This window comes from Nonomuraea rubra, from assembly GCF_014207985.1.
Lineage (GTDB): Bacteria > Actinomycetota > Actinomycetes > Streptosporangiales > Streptosporangiaceae > Nonomuraea > Nonomuraea rubra.
In genome coordinates, this window is record NZ_JACHMI010000001.1 from 12,280,525 (window position 1) to 12,295,883 (window position 15,359).

A 15,359-nucleotide genomic window follows, 5' to 3' on the forward strand; every position below is an offset into this window, starting at 1 on the left:
TTCACCCGATATGCGTGGTTATCGCCCTTTCGATCAGATTGTGGCTAGATTTGCCATTGCACTTGCCGCCCTCAGCCTGAACCCACCGGGCTTCCTGTCCTGGGTGCTAGGAAGAGCTCAGAGTACAGCCTTCGGAAGGATCTACGGCGATGCCTTTTCTCGGAGTTATGTACTGCCGATCAGCAAGAAGGTAACTTCGCGGTGTGGCTGACGACGCTGAGCTGACGCGCTGGATAGTGCACGGAGAACGACTCGTCTACGAGAACCGGTGGGTCCGGTTGGGCCTGGCAGATGTGGAGATCCCTGGTGGGGAGCGGTTTGAGCATCATGTGGTGCACCTGGATCGGGCGGCGATCGCTGTCGTGCTGGATGAGCAGGACCGGGTGTTGATGATGTGGCGGCATCGGTTCGTGTTCGATCGGTGGGGGTGGGAGCTTCCCGGCGGGCTGATCGAGGCGGGTGAGGATCCGATGGTCACCGCTCTCCGGGAGGTGGAGGAGGAGACCGGGTATCGGCCGAAGGGCTTGGAGCCTCTGGTCTCGTATCAGCCAATGGCGGGGATGGTCGACTCCGAGCACATGCTGTTCGTTGGGCGTGGGGCTGAGCTGGTGGGCGAGCCTGAGGGTGAAGTAGAGGCCGACCGGATCGAGTGGGTCCCCATGAGCGAGATCCCGGGCTTGGTAGCCCGCGGGGACATCTGGACGTCGGGGACCTTGGTCGGGGTGCTGCAGGCGCAGGTGTGGCTCAACAACCAAGACCGCGGTTGACGGCCTTGGCCAGTTCGTTGATGCGACGGCGTTGCCGGCGGCTGCCGGTCATGGTGGCCAACTGCTGGGCTCGCTGAATGTGGGGCTGGGCGGCTTCGGCGTCTCCGGCGGCGAGCAGGGCGTGGGCGAGGTCGCAGCGGACGCCGGACTCCGCGCGGTTGTAGGTGCCGTCCATCCCGGCCAGGGCTGAGCGCAGGTCCTCGGCGGTGGCGGGGTCACCGAAGCGAACCAGGCAGTTGCCGCGCCAGCGGGCCAGGTGGTGGGTGTTGATCGACAGGTAGGGCATGTCCGGGTCGGCGTCCCCGCCGGGGAGCAGCGAGACGGCCTGATCGAGGGCTCGGCGGCAGGTGGCCTCATCGCCCAGGACAGCAGCGGCTTCCGCTTCGGCGGATGAGAGCCAGGTCCTGAGTCGGGCGGGTACGCGGGTGTGATGCTGGGCGTGCACGTGCTGAAGGAGCTCCATCGCCTCAGCAGGCCGGCCGAGTTCCATCAGGACATAGGCCTGTTCGCCGGAGACGTAGGCCAGGACAGCGGGATCCTCGGCTTCGTAGGCGGCGGCCTTGGCCTGCTCGTAGTGGTGCCAGGCGTCCTTGAGGGCCAGAGCGTTAATGGCCTGCCAGCCGGCCAGGGACGCGGTCTCGGCGAGGAGGTGGGCGAGCTCGGCGCGCATACCGGGGCGTACGGAGTGACGGTGTGCACGCTGGATCTGCGAGATCTGCGCGAGCATCTTGTCCGCGATGGCCACTCCCCCGAGCCGCCGATCCAGAAGGCGCAGGTTGTTGGTATCGGTGCGCAGGATCATGACCGTGGTCGGGTCGATGGTCGCCGTGCTGTCCAGCAGTGCGGCGAGTTCGCGGGCCTGGTCTTCGTGCTCGTCGTCCTCTTCGTGGGCCTGGGGTGTACCGGCGAGCGGGGCCAAGCCGAGGAGCATGCGGGCGTGATCGGGCAGGCGCAGGCCGTTGGCGACGCGCTCGATGACGGCGAGCTCCTTGATACAGCCGCCCCCGTTGAGGATTTTGTTGACGCGAGGCTGGCCCAGGCCGGTGGCGGTGCCGATGCGGACCTGGCTGGCGCCGTATTTTCGGGCGATCCTGAAAAGTCCGGCAATGTCGCGGCTTTTGAGTATTTCCCGGGTTTCGTCCTGATCCCAGACGGCATCGGGTAGCTCAATTGGGTCGAACGCGCCATTTTGCATTTCGGACCTCCGGCTTTCCGTTGCCGGGATGATGTCGTGCTCCGCCGTGGAGCCTATATGCGCTCGTGCTATATCAGCGTGAGATAGGTCTGAAAAGCATGGACATTCATGCTGACCGGCATGACAACGCCAGTTAGATGCACAGAGTGCGAGGGACGAGGCTGGAAGATCGTCACTCGTCGCGGCCACATGACCGCCTCCGGGCTGGGCCTGGCCGCGTCCGCTCAGGAGGACTGCCTTTTCTGCACCGGCTCCCCCGAGACGCAGCGAGAGGGCTTCTCCTGGACCGTCCGCGTTCTCACCGAGAACGGCGAAGTCGCTGGTCCGAGCGGATGGAGCGGGTTCCAGGCCACCGCGATGGACGAGCTGCGCACGGCGATGCGCGCCATGCCGCGCGAAACCTCGATCCGGGGCAGCATCCGGCACACCTGCTACGACTTCGGCGCCGGTGAGAACGCCCAGGCTCACCGCGAGACCTTCCGCGCGTACGTGGATCCAGCCGGGTCCGTGCGATTCGAGCGGGTGGAGAAATGATCTCCCCGGCCATGGTCACTTTGGACCCATGCCGGTCAGCGGAAACCCTCCGCGACGCTTTGCAGCGAGACGGCATCAATTCCGACGTCCACGACGGTTACGGACTGGCGCTGGTTTCAGTCTGGGTGGGCTTGGTCGTGTGGTGCGACGGCGAACGTCTTTGGTGGCGTACCGGATGGAATGCCGATCGCCGCCGCGTCATTTACGCCTGGCATCCGGCGTCTGATCCTCTCCGGGCGGCCCGCCGCATCGCCATGCGGTACGCCGAGCTGCGCGCCCAGCACCACCCGATCACCTCACACTGTGCCGGCACCTCGGCGGAGCCGTTGTGAGCCGGATCGGCTGGCGGGCCACCATCGTGAGCACCCTGCACAGCCATGCCCGCGTCCGTGCCAACAGCGCTGCGCTGATAGGCCGTGAGGGCGTTGTGGTCGCGGTGCTCCGTAACGGCACAGCGGCTCTCGTCCAGCTCGATGAGCACCCGTTCGGTCTGCCCTGCGGAGTCCTGCGCTGGCCACTGCAATGGGACGATCTCGATCTCAAAGAGCCGATCGAGGTGGCTTGTCCCCTGGACTACGTGGTCGGCCTCTCGGCGGGCCAGGTGCACGCGGTCATCCCCGGCACAACGGCCAGCCTCTGCTCGGCTCCAGTCCGGCCGCTGCCGTTCTGCGGCTGGTCGGTCAGGTTTTCTCCGCACGTTTCCCGGGCTTGCCCTATGTGCGCGGCCCTGGTGACGGGCTCCTGAGTTACATCCTGCTCGCTTATGAACGCGGGCCGCTGACAGGCCTGAGCTCAGCCGGTACTGTGCTTATGCGCACAAGTGGAAGAGTGAACGGGCGGTTGAGATGGGCATGGATTTCGCCCCACCTAAATACGCGCAGGTCATGCGGACAATTCAGGACCGCATCGAGTCGGGCGAGTACGCCCCCGGCGACATGCTGCCGTCCGAAACCCAGCTCGTGCGCGAACTCGGCGTCGGCCGGACCACCGTCGTACGCGCGTTGCAGACCCTCGCCATGCAGGGATGGATCGAACGGGAGCACGGACGCGGCTCGTTCGTCAAAGGCCGCCCGCAGAGCGCGGCCGACCGTGCACACCCCAGCCTGACGACAGCAGAGCAGGGCGAGAGCCCGAACGCGGTCCTTGAAGCCGGAAGAGTTCCGGCTCCCCGCCATATCGCCCGGCTGCTCGGCGTCGCCGAGAAGACCCCCGTGGTCGTACGCAAACGGCTCGCCCGGCAAGCCGACGTGATCTCGGCGGTAGAGACCGTCTGGGTCCCCCTGGAACACGCCCTCGGCACGGACCTGGACAAGCCCGAACCCTTGCGGCACGGCATCCGCCAGCACCTCCAGGCCGTCAAACACCTGCGCTTCGACCACATCACCGAGCGGATCAACGCCCGCCCGCCCACCAAGGAAGAGGCCGAACTGCTCGGCTCGTCCGGGCCGGTCCTCGGCGTGCTGGCCACCGTGCACGACCCTGCCGGCAACGTGCTGATGGTGGTCAGCCTGGCCCTGCCGGGGAGCCTGCACGAGCTCGAAGATGTCTTCAAGGTGAGCTAACTCTTACCCGCCCCTTACCGCTTATCCACTTGTGCGGACGAGTTGCGATCACCTACTCTCAACTCATGCGGACAAGTGGACGAGCGAACGAAGAGTCGTCCCCGTTGAAAGGAGGATCCCTCATGGCAATTCAAGGACCGATCCCGGTCAGCTTCGAGCAGGCGTTCCCGCACGGCTGCTTCATCGTCGGCCAGGTCGAGCAGGTCAAGAATTTCGAGGCCTCGACCGGCGGCAAGACCGTCTACGCCCGGGACAAGACGACCGGCGAGCCGATCTGGCAGATCCCCGTCATGGACGGCGACCCGAACCTCAAGGCCGGACAGAAGACCATCGCGGTCAAGATCCTGTCGGAGACCGAGCCCATCGCCCCGCCCGCTCTGGCCGGCCTGCCGATCGCACCGGTCGAGTTCACCGGCATGACCATCACGCCGTACGTGAACCCGTCCGGACGGCTGGCCTACTCCTACCGGGCCACCGGCATGAAGCCCGCCCGCCCGAAGCAGCAGGCCGCACCGGCCGGTAAGGAGGCGGCGGCGTGAGCTCCGGGCCGTACACCTATGTCACGTTGTCGATGCGGCCGGGCTCCGAGCCCCATCTGGCCATCTCGTTCTACACGCCGGGCCTGCGCGTCAGCGCCGGGATGCTGTTCGACGACCCGCGGCCGTACCTGGAGATCCGTTCGCGTGACGCGGACCTGCACATCTCCACCACCGGAGCCGGGCCGGTCACCAGCGCCGATCTGGACACCGCCCGCGAGATCTTCAACGCCGCCGCTCGCTACCTGGCCGACTGCGAGCGCCTGCACGCCGAACAGTCGGCCACCGACCAGGCCACCCCCGGGGCGGCCTGACCAGTAAGGCGGGGCCGCCAGAAGCGGCAACTTCCGGCGGCCCCCTTGTTCTCCCGCGACTTCCACATCAACGAGGAGGTGTCCAGCTTATGTTCAAGCGCCTACCTGGCGACGAGGCACGCAACCTCGTCTCCACGACCCCGGACACGGCCGTCGTCTTCCGCCCGGCCGTGGTCACCACTCCCGCCATCCTCACCCTGATCATCCTCGCCGGGCGTGTCCTGGCCGGGCTGGTCCGGATGACCTGGCGGCACCCCATCGCCATGCTCGCCGCCGTCGCTCCCGGCGTGCTCACCATCCTGTACGGCTGGCAGACCGCGCTTCTGCTTACCGCACCCACCCCGGCCGGGCTCGCCGCCTGGGCGCTGACCGACCGGGACTCGTTCGTCCGGCTGGTCGGGCGTCGGCTGCAAGCCTGGTGGCGGCTCATCTGGATCTACCGGCGGCACTGGCAACCGGTGATGATCGTCTCCGGCCTGGGCAGGCACATCCGGGGACGCGACTACCTGCCCCGCCTCGTCAAGGTCACCTGCACCCCATGGGCGGATCTGGTGACCGTGCGCATGCTCAAGGGCCAGGCGGTCAAGGACTGGGCCGACCGCCTCGACCACCTCGCCCAGGGCTTCGGCGCCGTCTCCTGCCGGGTCGCGCTGACTCACTCCGGGCGGCTGACACTGACCTTCCCGCGTCACGACCCGCTCGCCGTCCCGATCCCATCACGCCCGCTGCCGGACGCGGCCACCGTCGAGGCGATCGAGGTCGGCAAGCAGGAGGACGGGCGTCCCTGGCTGCTCAAGGTCCACGGGACTCACGTGCTCGTGGCAGGCGCGACCGGGGCCGGCAAGGGCTCGATCCTGTGGTCCGCGATCCGCGGGCTTCTCCCCGCCGTGGCCGAGGGCCTGGCCGAACTGTGGGCGCTGGATCCCAAGCTGATGGAGCTGTCCTACGGCCGGGATCTGTTCGGGTCACGCTACGCAGCCACGCCGGAAGAGTGCGCCGATCTGCTGGACGAGGCCGTGAGCATCATGCAGAAGCGGGCCGCTCGGTTCGCCGGTCTCCAGCGCAACCACACGCCCACCGTCGATGACCCGTTCGTCCTGGTCGTGGTCGATGAGGTGGCGTTCCTGACCGCGTACCAGACGGACCGGCAGCTCAAGCACCGCATCTCCGCCGCGCTGGCCACGCTCACCACCCAGGGCCGCGCGGTGGGCGTCGGTGTCTTGGCGGCGCTCCAGGACCCCCGCAAGGAGGTCATGAACATCCGCAACCTGTTCCCCGACAAGATCGCCCTCCGGCTGGACGAGTCGGAACAGGTGGACATGGTCCTCGGTGACGGCGCCCGCGACCGGGGCGCTCTGGCAGACCACATCTCCCTTGTCCCCGAACTCGGCGCGGGCATCGGATACGTCCGGCTGGAGACCAGCCCCGAACCCGTCCGGGTCCGCGCGGCCTACGTCTCCGACACCGACATCCGCGCCATGGTCGCCACCTTCGGGAGGGCGGCATGAGGATCTGCTTCCACGGCACCGCCGACGAGCTCGACCTGGTGGCGGGCCGCCCGCTCATGGTTCTCCTGACCGCCCATGGCCTGCCCCGGATGCGGGTCTTCGAGCTCTACCAGGCCCGCGTGCTCGCCCACCCCTACGACGGCCGGTACCGGCTGTGCGCGGAGATGGCCGAGACGGAGGTGCGTCCCGATGCGTGACGTGGCCTACCTGCTGGAGGGACTGCGCTGCTCGACCTGCCAGTCCGACAACACACTCTGGCTCGACCTGGAGCCGGGCATCGTCGAGTGCCGCGAATGCGGCCAGGGCGCGCTCATCGTCGCCGACGACGGGGAGGAGCGGTGACCTACGATCGCGCTCTGCCCCGGGCCGAACGGCTGCGCATGCCGTGGGCGCGTGACGTCGCTCTGGAGGTCGCCAAGCAGTACGGCGTGTGCATCCGGCCCGTCGCACTCAAGCGGATCGACCTGCAGACCGGGCAGAGCGAGATCATCGATGTGCCCTGCGGGGCTACGCGGGAGGCCGTCTGCCCGCCGTGCGCTAAGCGCAACCGGCAGCTCCGCATGGCCCAATGCCGGGAAGGCTGGCACCTCGACCACGAACCGGCCATCACCCCGGACGAGCCGAACGACGAACAACGCTGGCTGATCGAGTTCCGTGCTGACATGCAAGCCCGCCGGGACGCCGCCGAGCAGGCCGGCGAGGACACCACCGACCTGGACGCCGTCCTGTCCGGCCTGGACGACGAGATCAACGCGGCCGGGATGCGCGGCAACGTCCTCGGCCGGACCACGCCCAAGCGCACCCGATCGACCCGGCGACGGCAGGATGCTCCAGACCTGCCCCGCCGCAAGATGGCCAGCACGACACTCGGCCGGACGTTCACCAGCTCGGACGGCAAGGTCTACCGGCCCTCGCTGTTCGTCACGCTGACCCTGCCCAGCTACGGCAAGATCCGCGACGGCGTCCCGATCGATCCCGACACCTACGACTACGCTCGCGCGGTCCGCGACGCGCTGCACTTCTCCAAGCTGGTCGATCGCTTCGTGCAGAACCTCCGCCGGGTAGCGGGCTACGACGTGCAGTACTTCGCCTCCGTGGAACCTCAGAAGCGGCTCGCCCCGCACCTGCACATGGCGATCAGGGGCACCCTGCCACGCGCGGAGATCAAGCAGATCGCGGCGGCCACCTACCACCAAGTGTGGTGGCCCCCTGCCGAGCGGGTCGTCTTCGACGGCGAACACCTGCCCGTCTGGGACGACCAGACCGGTTACATCGATCCCGCCACGGGCGAGGTCCTGCCCACCTGGGACGAGGCGCTCGACCAGCTCGACACCGACGAGACGACCGAACCCCTGCACGTGATCCGCTTCGGCACTCAGGTGGACGTGCAAGGCGTGCTGGCCGGCACTCCCGACGCCGACCAGTGCATCCGCTACCTGTCCAAGTACCTGACCAAGTCACTCGGCGAAAGCCTCGACACCGACCACCAGGCACGCCGTGATCACGCCGCCCGCCTGGCCGAAGCCCTGCGGTTCGAACCCTGCTCGCCCACCTGCGCCAACTGGCTCCGCTACGGCATCCAGCCCAAGGACGCCAAAGCCGGGATGACCCCGGGCCGCTGCCGCGGCAAGGCCCACAAGCCCGAACACCTCGGCTACGCCGGGCGCCGCGTCCTGGTCTCCCGCAAGTGGTCCAACAAAACCCTGGCCGAACACAAGCAGGACCGCCGTACGTGGGTCCTGGAAGCCCTCGGCCAAGCCGACCAACCACCAGACCCACACCGATACGCCTGGAAGCCCTTCCCGGCCGGAGACGCCAACGTGCCGCCCCTGGCCGTCCGGCTCCTCCGCACAGTGGCCGAACGTCAACGATGGCGAGCCCACATGGCCCAACTCGAAGCCCGAGCAGCGGGCCAAGATCTTTCGGCAGTCAGAGAGGAGGCAGCGTGATGGAGCCCTTGTTCTATCGCCCCAAGGACGCGGCCACGCTTCTCGGCATGAGCCGCACGGCTGTCTTCCGACTCATCAAGACGGGCGAACTCAAGTCGATCAAGGAGGACGGCTATCGCCTGGTTCCGCGATGGGCGCTCGCGGAGTTCGCTCGCACGCTGGAAGCCAGAGCGGGGCTGGTACGGACCGAGGACGTGGCCTGATGGCGAAGAAGCCGAATGGCCGCTCCTCCATCTACTTCGGCAACGACGGCTATTGGCACGGCTGGATCACGGTAGGCATCAAACCGGATGGCTCTCCCGATCGTCGTCACCGAATGGCCAAGACCGAGGCTGAAGTGACCCGCAAGGTCGCCGAACTGGAGGGCAACCGCGAGACCGGACAGGTCACCAAGCCGGGCCGGGTGCCCACGGTCGCCGAATGGATGACCGAATACCTCGATGTGATCTGCGAACGCCTCGTGGCCTCCGGGAGGATGGCACCGCGTACCCTGGCGGACTACCGCTCGAAGACACGTCACTGGATCGTTCCCCTTCTCGGCCGCCATCGGCTGAACCGGCTCGCTCCTGAGCACCTCGACACCGCGTACACGGCGATGCTGGACAAGGGGTTGTCCACAAGTACCGTCCTCAAGGTGCACCGGATCATCTCCCGCGCGCTCAAGGTGGCTGTGCGGCGCGACAAGGTCACGCGGAACGTGGCGACCCTCGTTGAGGCGCCCACAGCAGCGGAGACCGAGATCGAACCGCTGTCGCGCGAGGAGGCTCGGCGCATCCTCTACGTGGCCAGGACCAAGAGGAACGGCACCCGCTGGTCGGTGGCGCTCTCGCTCGGCATCCGCCAGGGCGAGGCCCTCGGGCTCCGCTGGTCGTACATCGACATGGACACCGGCGAGATCCGCGCCTGGTTCCAGGTGCAGCGCCAGGAATGGCGTCACGGGTGCAACGACCCGCATGCCTGCGGTGAGAAGTGGCATCGCCGACCGTGCCAGAAGAAGTGCAAGATCCACGGACATGGACCGGCGTGCAAGCCGGACTGCTCAAAGCCGGGCCATGCCTGCTACAAGCGGCCCTGTCTCAAGGACTGCACCGGCCACGCGGACAAGTGCCCCAAGCGAAGCGGTGGCGGCGTGGTCTTTCGGCAGCGCAAGGGCAAGAGCAAGCTCACCCTTCAATGCCCGCCCGAGCTCCTCGCCCAGCTCAAGGCACACCGCGAGATTCAGGACACTGAGCGAGAAAAGGCGGGAGATCGATGGCAGGATCATGACCTGGTGTTCGCGACCAAGCTCGGCACTCCCATCGAGCGCACCGAGGACTGGAAGCTGTGGAAGACCATCCTCAAGCAGGCCGGCGTTCGGGACGTCCGGGTCCACGACGCCCGGCACACCGCCGCGACCCTACTCATCGAGCAAGGGGTGAACATCCGAGTCGTACAGCAGGTTCTCGGCCACACCCGCGTGACGACCACCGAGCGCTACACCCACGTATCCACACCGCTGATGCGCGATGCGGGGGAACGGCTCGCGTCCGCTCTCTGGGGAAACTCGTAGCCGTTGCAACTAGGACTGCAACTATGACGTCCCCGAAGATCAAAAAGGCCCTCTCCCCAACTTGGGGGAGAGGGCCTCTCACCTGCGGAGGATCGGGGATTTGAACCCCGGATGGGCGGTAAACCCAAACCGCATTAGCAGTGCGGCGCCATAGACCTGACTAGGCGAATCCTCCCGGAGCCACCGCGGCTCAGCACAGCGTACCGGCCTTCTGGCGAGGCGGCAAAGCGATAACCGCGGCGCTCTTCACCAAGAGTTATCAACAGCCTGTGGGTAACCCCCTGTGGACGAAGCCCGTCCAGAGCTGGGACGGGCTTCAGGCCTGTGGATAACCCATCACGAAAGGCGGTCAGGCGGCCGGGTTGGCCTCGCCCTCGATCTCGATCTTGATCTTCTTGCCCACGAGCACCCCGCCGGTCTCCAGCGCCTGGTTCCAGGTCAGGCCGAACTCCTCGCGGTCGATCTCCGTCTTGATCGAGAAGCCCCAGACCTGCTGGCCCCAGGGGTTCGTGCCCACGCCGCCGTACTCGACCGCGAGCTCGACCTCCTTGGTGACGTCGCGGATGGTCAGGTTGCCGGCGACGACGAACTCGTCACCGGAGTGGCCGACGACGCGGGTGCTCTTGAAGGTGATCTGCGGGAACTTCTCGGCGGACAGGAAGTCGTCGCTGCGCAGGTGGCCGTCGCGGTCGGGCGCGCCGGTCGAGATGCTGTCGGCCTGGATCGAGAGCTCGGCGGCGGACTCGAGCGGGTTCTCCGCGACCGTGACCGAGCCGCTGAAGGTGCCGAAGTGGCCGCGGACCTTGCTGACCATCATGTGCTTGACGACGAAGCCGATGGTGGTGTGGGCGGCGTCGAGGTTGTACGTGCCGGCGGCCGGGATGGTCAGGGACTCCCAGGTGCGGGTGGTCATCGGGGTTCTCCTCAGAGAGTAGCTGTTGTGCGGATGTCTGCGGCAACAACTTTCTACATGAGGAATATTCCGCACGTCAACTAACGTCGGCTAAGCTATGAACGTGACGAACTTCGACGACCCCCGGCTGACGGCGATCGGACTGCTGACCGAGGTCCACTCCGGGTTGATGAGCCGGCTCCAGCCGGTGCTGAGCGGCGCGGGGTTGTCGGAGATCGACTTCGAGACGGTGATCCGGTTGGCACGTTCCCCGCACCAGCGGCTGCGCATGAGCGATCTCGCCGCGCAGACGCAGCTGTCCACGAGCGGGGTGACCCGGGTCGTCGACCGGCTCGAACGCGAGGGGCTGGTCAGGCGCGAGTCGTGCGCCACCGACCGGCGGGCCTCGTACGCCGCCCTCACCGACGCGGGCCGGGAGCGGCTGGAGTCGGTGCTGCCCGATCACCTGCGCGACATCGAGGAGTGCTTCACCGGGCTGCTGGGCTCCGACGAGCTGGAGGCGTTCCTCAAGAGCCTGCGCAAGATCAGGGACGTCGTGCGCCCCTGCGCCACCGCCGGATCCACGGAGAGCTCGTTCCCTACTGAGAGGGAAGCGCCAGCGCGGCCCTGAGCTTGGCCATCGCGCGCGACACCGTGCTCTTGACCGTGCCCACGCTGATCCCGAGCTTCTTGGCGATCTCCGGCTCGGTCATGTCCTCGTAGTACCGCAGCACGATCGCCGCCCGCATGCGCTCCGGCAGCTCCCTGAGCGCCTGTTCGAGCGCCTCGTGCACCTCGGAGGACCCGGCCGGCTCGAAGGTCACCGGCTCGGGCAGCTCGTCCGACGGGTACTCCTCCAGCTTGCGCCGCCGCCACTGCGAGATGTTGATGTTCACCATGGCCCGCCGCACGTAGCCGTCCAGGGCGCCCCGGTCCTCGATGCGCTCCCAGGCCTGGTACGTCTTGGTCAGCGCGCTCTGCAACAGATCCTCCGCGTCCAGCGGATGCCCGGTGAGCTGATGGGCCGCACGCAGCAGCGCGGGACCGCGGGCCATGACGTACTCGCGGAACTCGTCTTCCCAGCTGGTGGTCTGCATCGTGGCCAGAATCGCAGCCTGATGCCCTATTCGGCCTGAACCGCAATTCAGGTTTCGGCCCGCCGAGGATAAAGGTCCGTCAAGGTCGGTGGTGGTTTGTATGCCGCCGTAGGTGAAGGCACTTCCCCGAGGATGCGTATTTTGCTCTGTTCTGGACCACTACGGTGTGAGCCGCCCTCAAGTCATGTGAATCTAGTACCCGAGCGAGGGAGGGGCGGATGGGGTATCCGAGCGTTGAGCGCCGCCGGGTGCTCGCCGCGGCCGCGCTCGGACGCGCGAGCGGCGTTCCCGGCCCCGATCCGGCCGACGGCGACCCGCTGCGGGCCGTGGTGGGCGAGGTGCTGGACGTCAGCCCGCATCTGATCACCATCGAGACCCCCTCGGGCGCCGAGGAGCGGCTGGTGATCGCCCCGTGGGCCACCGCCTGGCACGGCGCCGAGCTCGCCCCCGCAGACCTGCCCATCGGCGCCATGGTGCTGATGCGCGCGCTGCGCGACGGCCGGGTGGTCGAGCGGATCTGGGCCGACACCACCCGGATCACGGGGACGATCCTGTCCATCCAGGGCCGCAAGGATCTGACGGTCGAGCTCGACTGCGGGCCGCACCGCGGCCACCGTACGGTCGTCGTCCCCTACCGCTCGTCGGGACGGCTGCAGGTGCGGCATCCCAAGTTCGAGCCCGGTTACCTCTTCGACGCGATCGGCGTCAGACGCGACGGGGCGAGCCTGGCCCTGCTGCCCGCGACCTCGCAGCCGGCGTATCCCGCGCGCTCCGTGCCGCCGCCGTCGCCGGCGTACAAGCAGGCGCGCATCGCCGGGACGGTCACCTGGTCGGACACGTTCGACGAGGAGGAGCGGGGCGCGGCCTACCCGATGCTGGAGCGTGCCGACACCGGCTGCACCCAGACGGGGGTGTCGTGCGCGGGCCTGCCGTACCTCTCGGTGGGGTCGTTGCTGCAGGTCAGGAACGTGTGCTCGAACCGCTCCTCGAACGTCCCGGTGGTCGCGTGCGGGTGCGTGGCGGGGCGGTTCTGCGACCGGTGCGTGGAGTGCGACACCTCGCCGCGCGGCCGGATCGCGGAGCTGTCGCCGTCCTCCTACGTGGAGCTCGGCGGCGAGCTGGTCAAGGGATGCTTCAACGCGCAGATCGGATTGGGGTGAGGCTCGTGCTCGAATCGCAGCTCCCGCTCCTGATCGTCATGCTCGTCCTGGGCACGGCGGCCAAGGCGGTCACCGTCGCCACGAAGGGTGAGCCAGGGGGCCTGTCGAGGCTGGGGCCCGCGGTGCTGGTGCCCGAGCGAGTCCAGGCCGCGGCCCTGCTGGTGTGCGCTGCGGGCGAGCTGGTGCTGGCCGCGGGGCTGCTGCTCACGACGCATCCGCTGTTCCGCTGGGGCACGGTGGCGTTCTTCGCGCTGTCCACGTACGTGCTGCTCGAACTGCGCAGGCGGCGGCCCGACGCGGGGTGCGGCTGCTTCGGCGAGGTGAGCTCGGCGCCGGTCGGGCTGCGCTCGATCGGCAGGACGGTGGCGCTGACCGGGATGGCAGGGGTGTCGGTGTGGGCGCCGGTGCCGGGCTGGGCGGCGGCGCTCGCGCCGTCGTGGCTGCTCGCCGCTGGGGTGGCGGTGCTCGTGGCGCTGTCGCCCGAGATCGAGGAGCTGATCGACCGCGTACGGCACCGCGCCCCCTGCGAGCAGCGCCGCGGCCCCGCCGAGTCGGTCGTCCTGTCGCGGCTCAGGTCGAGCGGCACCTGGCGGGCGCATCAGGGCGAGCTGGCCTCGGCCGAGCCGTACGACAGCTGGCGCGAGCTGTGCTGGCGCTTCTTCGCCTTCCGCAACCACGACGAGGACGACGTCGTCTTCGCCGTCTACCTGACCGGACGGCGCCCGGCGGTGCGGATGGCCGTGGTCAGCACGGAGGGCAGCGGGTCTCTGCCGGAATATACGGCAGTATCGGCCTGACGCTATAGAGCCGTATACAACCCTCGACAGGCATGGCGATATGACTCTATTGGGCTGTCTAGCTTCCCCACTAGACAGCCCAATAGAGGTCTAGGGGCGTCGCTCAGATCGGCTGAGCGCGCAGGAACTTCCCGAAGTGCGGCACCGTGAACGCGATCAGGCCGCGCTCGGCGCTGTAGATGAGACCCTTCTTGATCAAGCTGTCGCGGGCGGGCGAGAGGCTGGACGGCTTGCGCCCGAGCGCGTCGGCCACCTCGGCGGTCGGCACCGGCTCGTCGCCGATCTGCGCCATGGCGTGCATGTAGTCGCGCTCGGCCGGGGTGGCCCGCTCGTAGCGGCTGCCGAAGAACCCGACCGCCAGCTCCTCCTCGGCCTCCGGCGCGGAGACCTTGACGTCGTCGAGCGTGATCGGGCTGCGCGGGGCGAGATCCCAGGCGACCTTGCCGTAGGCCTGCACGAAGTACGGATAACCGTCGGCGGCCTCGTAGAGCGCGTCGAGCGCCTCCTGGGTGAACTCGACCTCCTCCTCGCGCGCCGGCAGGATCAGCGCGAGGTCGGCCGCCTCCCGGTCGAGCTTGTCGATGCGCGCGTAGCGGAAGAGCCGCTCGGAGTAGCTCTTGCTGGCCGACAGCACGCTCGGCAGGTGCGGCAGCCCGGCGCCCACCACGATCAGCGGCCCGCCCGTCTGCGACAGCTCGTGGCAGGCGGCGCAGAGCGCGGAGACGTCGGCGGGCTGCACGTCCTGCATCTCGTCGATGAACAGGGCGATGCCCACCGCCAGGTCGGTGGCCACGCTCGCGGCGTCGACGAACAGCTCGGTGAGGTCGATCTCCAGGTCGCCCGAGTCGGCGCGCCCGCGGCTGGCCGGCACCTCGATCCCGGGCGACCAGTGGGAGGTGCCCTTGGCCGCGGCCGGGTCGCGCATCGCGAACGCCTTGAGCACGCCGAGGAACTCCTCGATGCGCTCGGGCGCGCGGTGCCGCGGCGCCAGCTCGCGAATGGCCATGTGCAGGGCGGCGGCCACCGGCCGCCTGATCGACTGGTCGGGCCGGGCCTCGATCTTGCCCGTGCCCCACAGCCGCTGCATGGCCATCGACTTGAACGTGTTGAGCAGGACGGTCTTGCCCACTCCCCGCAGGCCGGTCACGACCATGCTGCGCTCGGGACGGCCGCGGGCCACCCGCTCCAGCACGACCTCGAACTGCTGCAGCTCGCGATCGCGCCCGGCGAGCTCCGGCGGGCGCTGCCCGGCGCCTGGAGCGTAGGGGTTTCGCACAGGGTCCACGCTCTCGGACTTTATTGCCGGATATAGCGGCCGTCTTAGATTTGGGAAGAAAGTGCTACGGCGTGTCCGAGCAGGGGCGGGCGCAAGCACCGTCATCGGACACACCCCCTCTCACCAGGCCGAACCTCTGTTCGATTGCGGTACCTAGAACTGTAGCGCGGACTCGAACACTCATGCGATGGTTTCGAGTAAAGATCTTTGCAACAGGCCGGAG

The 15,359-nt window shown here is 68.0% G+C and carries 20 protein-coding genes and 1 tRNA gene; 16 read left to right on the plus strand and 5 right to left on the minus strand.

The window, feature by feature from the left end:
- Positions 1–203: 203 nt before the first annotated feature.
- Positions 204–767 carry an NUDIX hydrolase gene (locus tag HD593_RS56865; protein ID WP_185111139.1) on the plus strand — a complete coding sequence of 188 codons (564 nt, stop codon included), beginning with the start codon at positions 204–206 and terminating at the stop codon, positions 765–767.
- Here the strand turns inward: HD593_RS56865 and HD593_RS56870 are convergent.
- Positions 745–1,962, minus strand: coding sequence for an NsdA family TPR-like regulatory protein (locus HD593_RS56870; RefSeq protein ID WP_185111140.1), 1,218 nt, complete (start codon positions 1,960–1,962; stop codon positions 745–747). The genes HD593_RS56865 and HD593_RS56870 overlap by 23 nt on opposite strands.
- 108 nt (positions 1,963–2,070) lie before the next feature.
- Between HD593_RS56870 and HD593_RS56875 the strand changes: the two genes are divergently transcribed.
- From HD593_RS56875 to HD593_RS56930, 12 genes are all read left to right on the plus strand, one after another.
- Entirely contained in the window at positions 2,071–2,496 is a 426-nt protein-coding gene (locus HD593_RS56875) for a hypothetical protein (protein ID WP_185111141.1), read from the plus strand.
- Positions 2,493–2,828, plus strand: coding sequence for a hypothetical protein (locus HD593_RS56880; RefSeq protein ID WP_185111142.1), 336 nt, complete (start codon positions 2,493–2,495; stop codon positions 2,826–2,828). Before HD593_RS56875 ends, HD593_RS56880 begins: the two co-directional genes overlap by 4 nt.
- Positions 2,825–3,241 (plus strand): hypothetical protein, encoded by a 417-nt coding sequence (locus tag HD593_RS56885; RefSeq protein WP_185111143.1) that lies wholly within the window; start codon positions 2,825–2,827, stop codon positions 3,239–3,241. The genes HD593_RS56880 and HD593_RS56885 overlap by 4 nt, the downstream gene beginning before the upstream one ends.
- Before the next feature lie 106 nt (positions 3,242–3,347).
- Positions 3,348–4,058: a GntR family transcriptional regulator gene (locus HD593_RS56890; RefSeq protein WP_312904399.1), complete on the plus strand. Its 711-nt coding sequence runs from the start codon at positions 3,348–3,350 to the stop codon at positions 4,056–4,058.
- Between the two features lie 122 nt (positions 4,059–4,180).
- Positions 4,181–4,597, plus strand: a complete 417-nt coding sequence (locus tag HD593_RS56895; protein WP_185111145.1) for a plasmid replication, integration and excision activator — start codon at positions 4,181–4,183, stop codon at positions 4,595–4,597.
- A complete protein-coding gene (locus HD593_RS56900) occupies positions 4,594–4,908 on the plus strand; it encodes a hypothetical protein (RefSeq protein ID WP_185111146.1) in 315 nt (104 codons plus the stop codon). The genes HD593_RS56895 and HD593_RS56900 overlap by 4 nt, the downstream gene beginning before the upstream one ends.
- A gap of 89 nt (positions 4,909–4,997) precedes the next feature.
- Positions 4,998–6,416, plus strand: a complete 1,419-nt coding sequence (locus HD593_RS56905) for an FtsK/SpoIIIE domain-containing protein (protein ID WP_185111147.1) — start codon at positions 4,998–5,000, stop codon at positions 6,414–6,416.
- Positions 6,413–6,613: a hypothetical protein gene (locus tag HD593_RS56910; protein WP_185111148.1), complete on the plus strand. Its 201-nt coding sequence runs from the start codon at positions 6,413–6,415 to the stop codon at positions 6,611–6,613. Before HD593_RS56905 ends, HD593_RS56910 begins: the two co-directional genes overlap by 4 nt.
- Positions 6,606–6,758 (plus strand): hypothetical protein, encoded by a 153-nt coding sequence (locus HD593_RS56915; RefSeq protein WP_185111149.1) that lies wholly within the window; start codon positions 6,606–6,608, stop codon positions 6,756–6,758. Before HD593_RS56910 ends, HD593_RS56915 begins: the two co-directional genes overlap by 8 nt.
- A gap of 38 nt (positions 6,759–6,796) precedes the next feature.
- On the plus strand, positions 6,797–8,365 hold the full coding sequence (locus tag HD593_RS56920; RefSeq protein WP_185112723.1) for a replication initiator: 1,569 nt from the start codon (positions 6,797–6,799) through the stop codon (positions 8,363–8,365).
- Positions 8,365–8,568 carry a helix-turn-helix domain-containing protein gene (locus HD593_RS56925; protein ID WP_185111150.1) on the plus strand — a complete coding sequence of 68 codons (204 nt, stop codon included), beginning with the start codon at positions 8,365–8,367 and terminating at the stop codon, positions 8,566–8,568. The genes HD593_RS56920 and HD593_RS56925 overlap by 1 nt, the downstream gene beginning before the upstream one ends.
- Positions 8,568–9,914 carry a tyrosine-type recombinase/integrase gene (locus HD593_RS56930; protein ID WP_221525444.1) on the plus strand — a complete coding sequence of 449 codons (1,347 nt, stop codon included), beginning with the start codon at positions 8,568–8,570 and terminating at the stop codon, positions 9,912–9,914. Before HD593_RS56925 ends, HD593_RS56930 begins: the two co-directional genes overlap by 1 nt.
- Before the next feature lie 85 nt (positions 9,915–9,999).
- On the opposite strand, the gene HD593_RS56935 is transcribed toward HD593_RS56930, so the two are convergent.
- Both HD593_RS56935 and HD593_RS56940 read right to left on the minus strand, forming a co-directional pair.
- A tRNA-Ser gene (locus HD593_RS56935) sits at positions 10,000–10,089 on the minus strand.
- A 174-nt stretch (positions 10,090–10,263) separates the two neighbouring features.
- A complete protein-coding gene (locus HD593_RS56940) occupies positions 10,264–10,827 on the minus strand; it encodes a YceI family protein (protein WP_185111151.1) in 564 nt (187 codons plus the stop codon).
- Between the two features lie 97 nt (positions 10,828–10,924).
- Here HD593_RS56940 and HD593_RS56945 point away from each other — a divergent pair, with 97 nt between their 5' ends.
- Positions 10,925–11,437 (plus strand): MarR family winged helix-turn-helix transcriptional regulator, encoded by a 513-nt coding sequence (locus tag HD593_RS56945; RefSeq protein WP_185111152.1) that lies wholly within the window; start codon positions 10,925–10,927, stop codon positions 11,435–11,437.
- On the opposite strand, the gene HD593_RS56950 is transcribed toward HD593_RS56945, so the two are convergent.
- Positions 11,406–11,903: a SigE family RNA polymerase sigma factor gene (locus tag HD593_RS56950; RefSeq protein WP_185111153.1), complete on the minus strand. Its 498-nt coding sequence runs from the start codon at positions 11,901–11,903 to the stop codon at positions 11,406–11,408. The genes HD593_RS56945 and HD593_RS56950 overlap by 32 nt on opposite strands.
- Before the next feature lie 218 nt (positions 11,904–12,121).
- Between HD593_RS56950 and HD593_RS56955 the strand changes: the two genes are divergently transcribed.
- Positions 12,122–13,063 (plus strand): hypothetical protein, encoded by a 942-nt coding sequence (locus tag HD593_RS56955; RefSeq protein ID WP_185111154.1) that lies wholly within the window; start codon positions 12,122–12,124, stop codon positions 13,061–13,063.
- Between the two features lie 5 nt (positions 13,064–13,068).
- Positions 13,069–13,860: a MauE/DoxX family redox-associated membrane protein gene (locus HD593_RS56960; RefSeq protein WP_312904400.1), complete on the plus strand. Its 792-nt coding sequence runs from the start codon at positions 13,069–13,071 to the stop codon at positions 13,858–13,860.
- A gap of 103 nt (positions 13,861–13,963) precedes the next feature.
- Here HD593_RS56960 and HD593_RS56965 read toward each other — a convergent pair whose 3' ends face one another.
- A complete protein-coding gene (locus HD593_RS56965) occupies positions 13,964–15,145 on the minus strand; it encodes an ATP-binding protein (RefSeq protein ID WP_185111156.1) in 1,182 nt (393 codons plus the stop codon).
- Between the last annotated feature and the right edge of the window lie 214 nt (positions 15,146–15,359).

Bases quoted from the DNA above. Each gene is read 5' to 3' on its own strand.
- HD593_RS56875 (WP_185111141.1), top strand. From the start codon at position 2,071: ATGCTGACCGGCATGACAACGCCAGTTAGATGCACAGAGTGCGAGGGA.
- HD593_RS56870 (WP_185111140.1), bottom strand. From the start codon at position 1,962: ATGCAAAATGGCGCGTTCGACCCAATTGAGCTACCCGATGCCGTCTGG.
- HD593_RS56930 (WP_221525444.1), top strand. From the start codon at position 8,568: ATGGCGAAGAAGCCGAATGGCCGCTCCTCCATCTACTTCGGCAACGAC.
- HD593_RS56940 (WP_185111151.1), bottom strand. From the start codon at position 10,827: ATGACCACCCGCACCTGGGAGTCCCTGACCATCCCGGCCGCCGGCACG.
- HD593_RS56955 (WP_185111154.1), top strand. From the start codon at position 12,122: ATGGGGTATCCGAGCGTTGAGCGCCGCCGGGTGCTCGCCGCGGCCGCG.
- HD593_RS56910 (WP_185111148.1), top strand. From the start codon at position 6,413: ATGAGGATCTGCTTCCACGGCACCGCCGACGAGCTCGACCTGGTGGCG.
- HD593_RS56895 (WP_185111145.1), top strand. From the start codon at position 4,181: ATGGCAATTCAAGGACCGATCCCGGTCAGCTTCGAGCAGGCGTTCCCG.
- HD593_RS56920 (WP_185112723.1), top strand. From the start codon at position 6,797: ATGCCGTGGGCGCGTGACGTCGCTCTGGAGGTCGCCAAGCAGTACGGC.
- HD593_RS56905 (WP_185111147.1), top strand. From the start codon at position 4,998: ATGTTCAAGCGCCTACCTGGCGACGAGGCACGCAACCTCGTCTCCACG.
- HD593_RS56925 (WP_185111150.1), top strand. From the start codon at position 8,365: ATGGAGCCCTTGTTCTATCGCCCCAAGGACGCGGCCACGCTTCTCGGC.
- HD593_RS56945 (WP_185111152.1), top strand. From the start codon at position 10,925: ATGAACGTGACGAACTTCGACGACCCCCGGCTGACGGCGATCGGACTG.
- HD593_RS56890 (WP_312904399.1), top strand. From the start codon at position 3,348: ATGGATTTCGCCCCACCTAAATACGCGCAGGTCATGCGGACAATTCAG.
- HD593_RS56880 (WP_185111142.1), top strand. From the start codon at position 2,493: ATGATCTCCCCGGCCATGGTCACTTTGGACCCATGCCGGTCAGCGGAA.
- HD593_RS56915 (WP_185111149.1), top strand. From the start codon at position 6,606: ATGCGTGACGTGGCCTACCTGCTGGAGGGACTGCGCTGCTCGACCTGC.
- HD593_RS56950 (WP_185111153.1), bottom strand. From the start codon at position 11,903: ATGCAGACCACCAGCTGGGAAGACGAGTTCCGCGAGTACGTCATGGCC.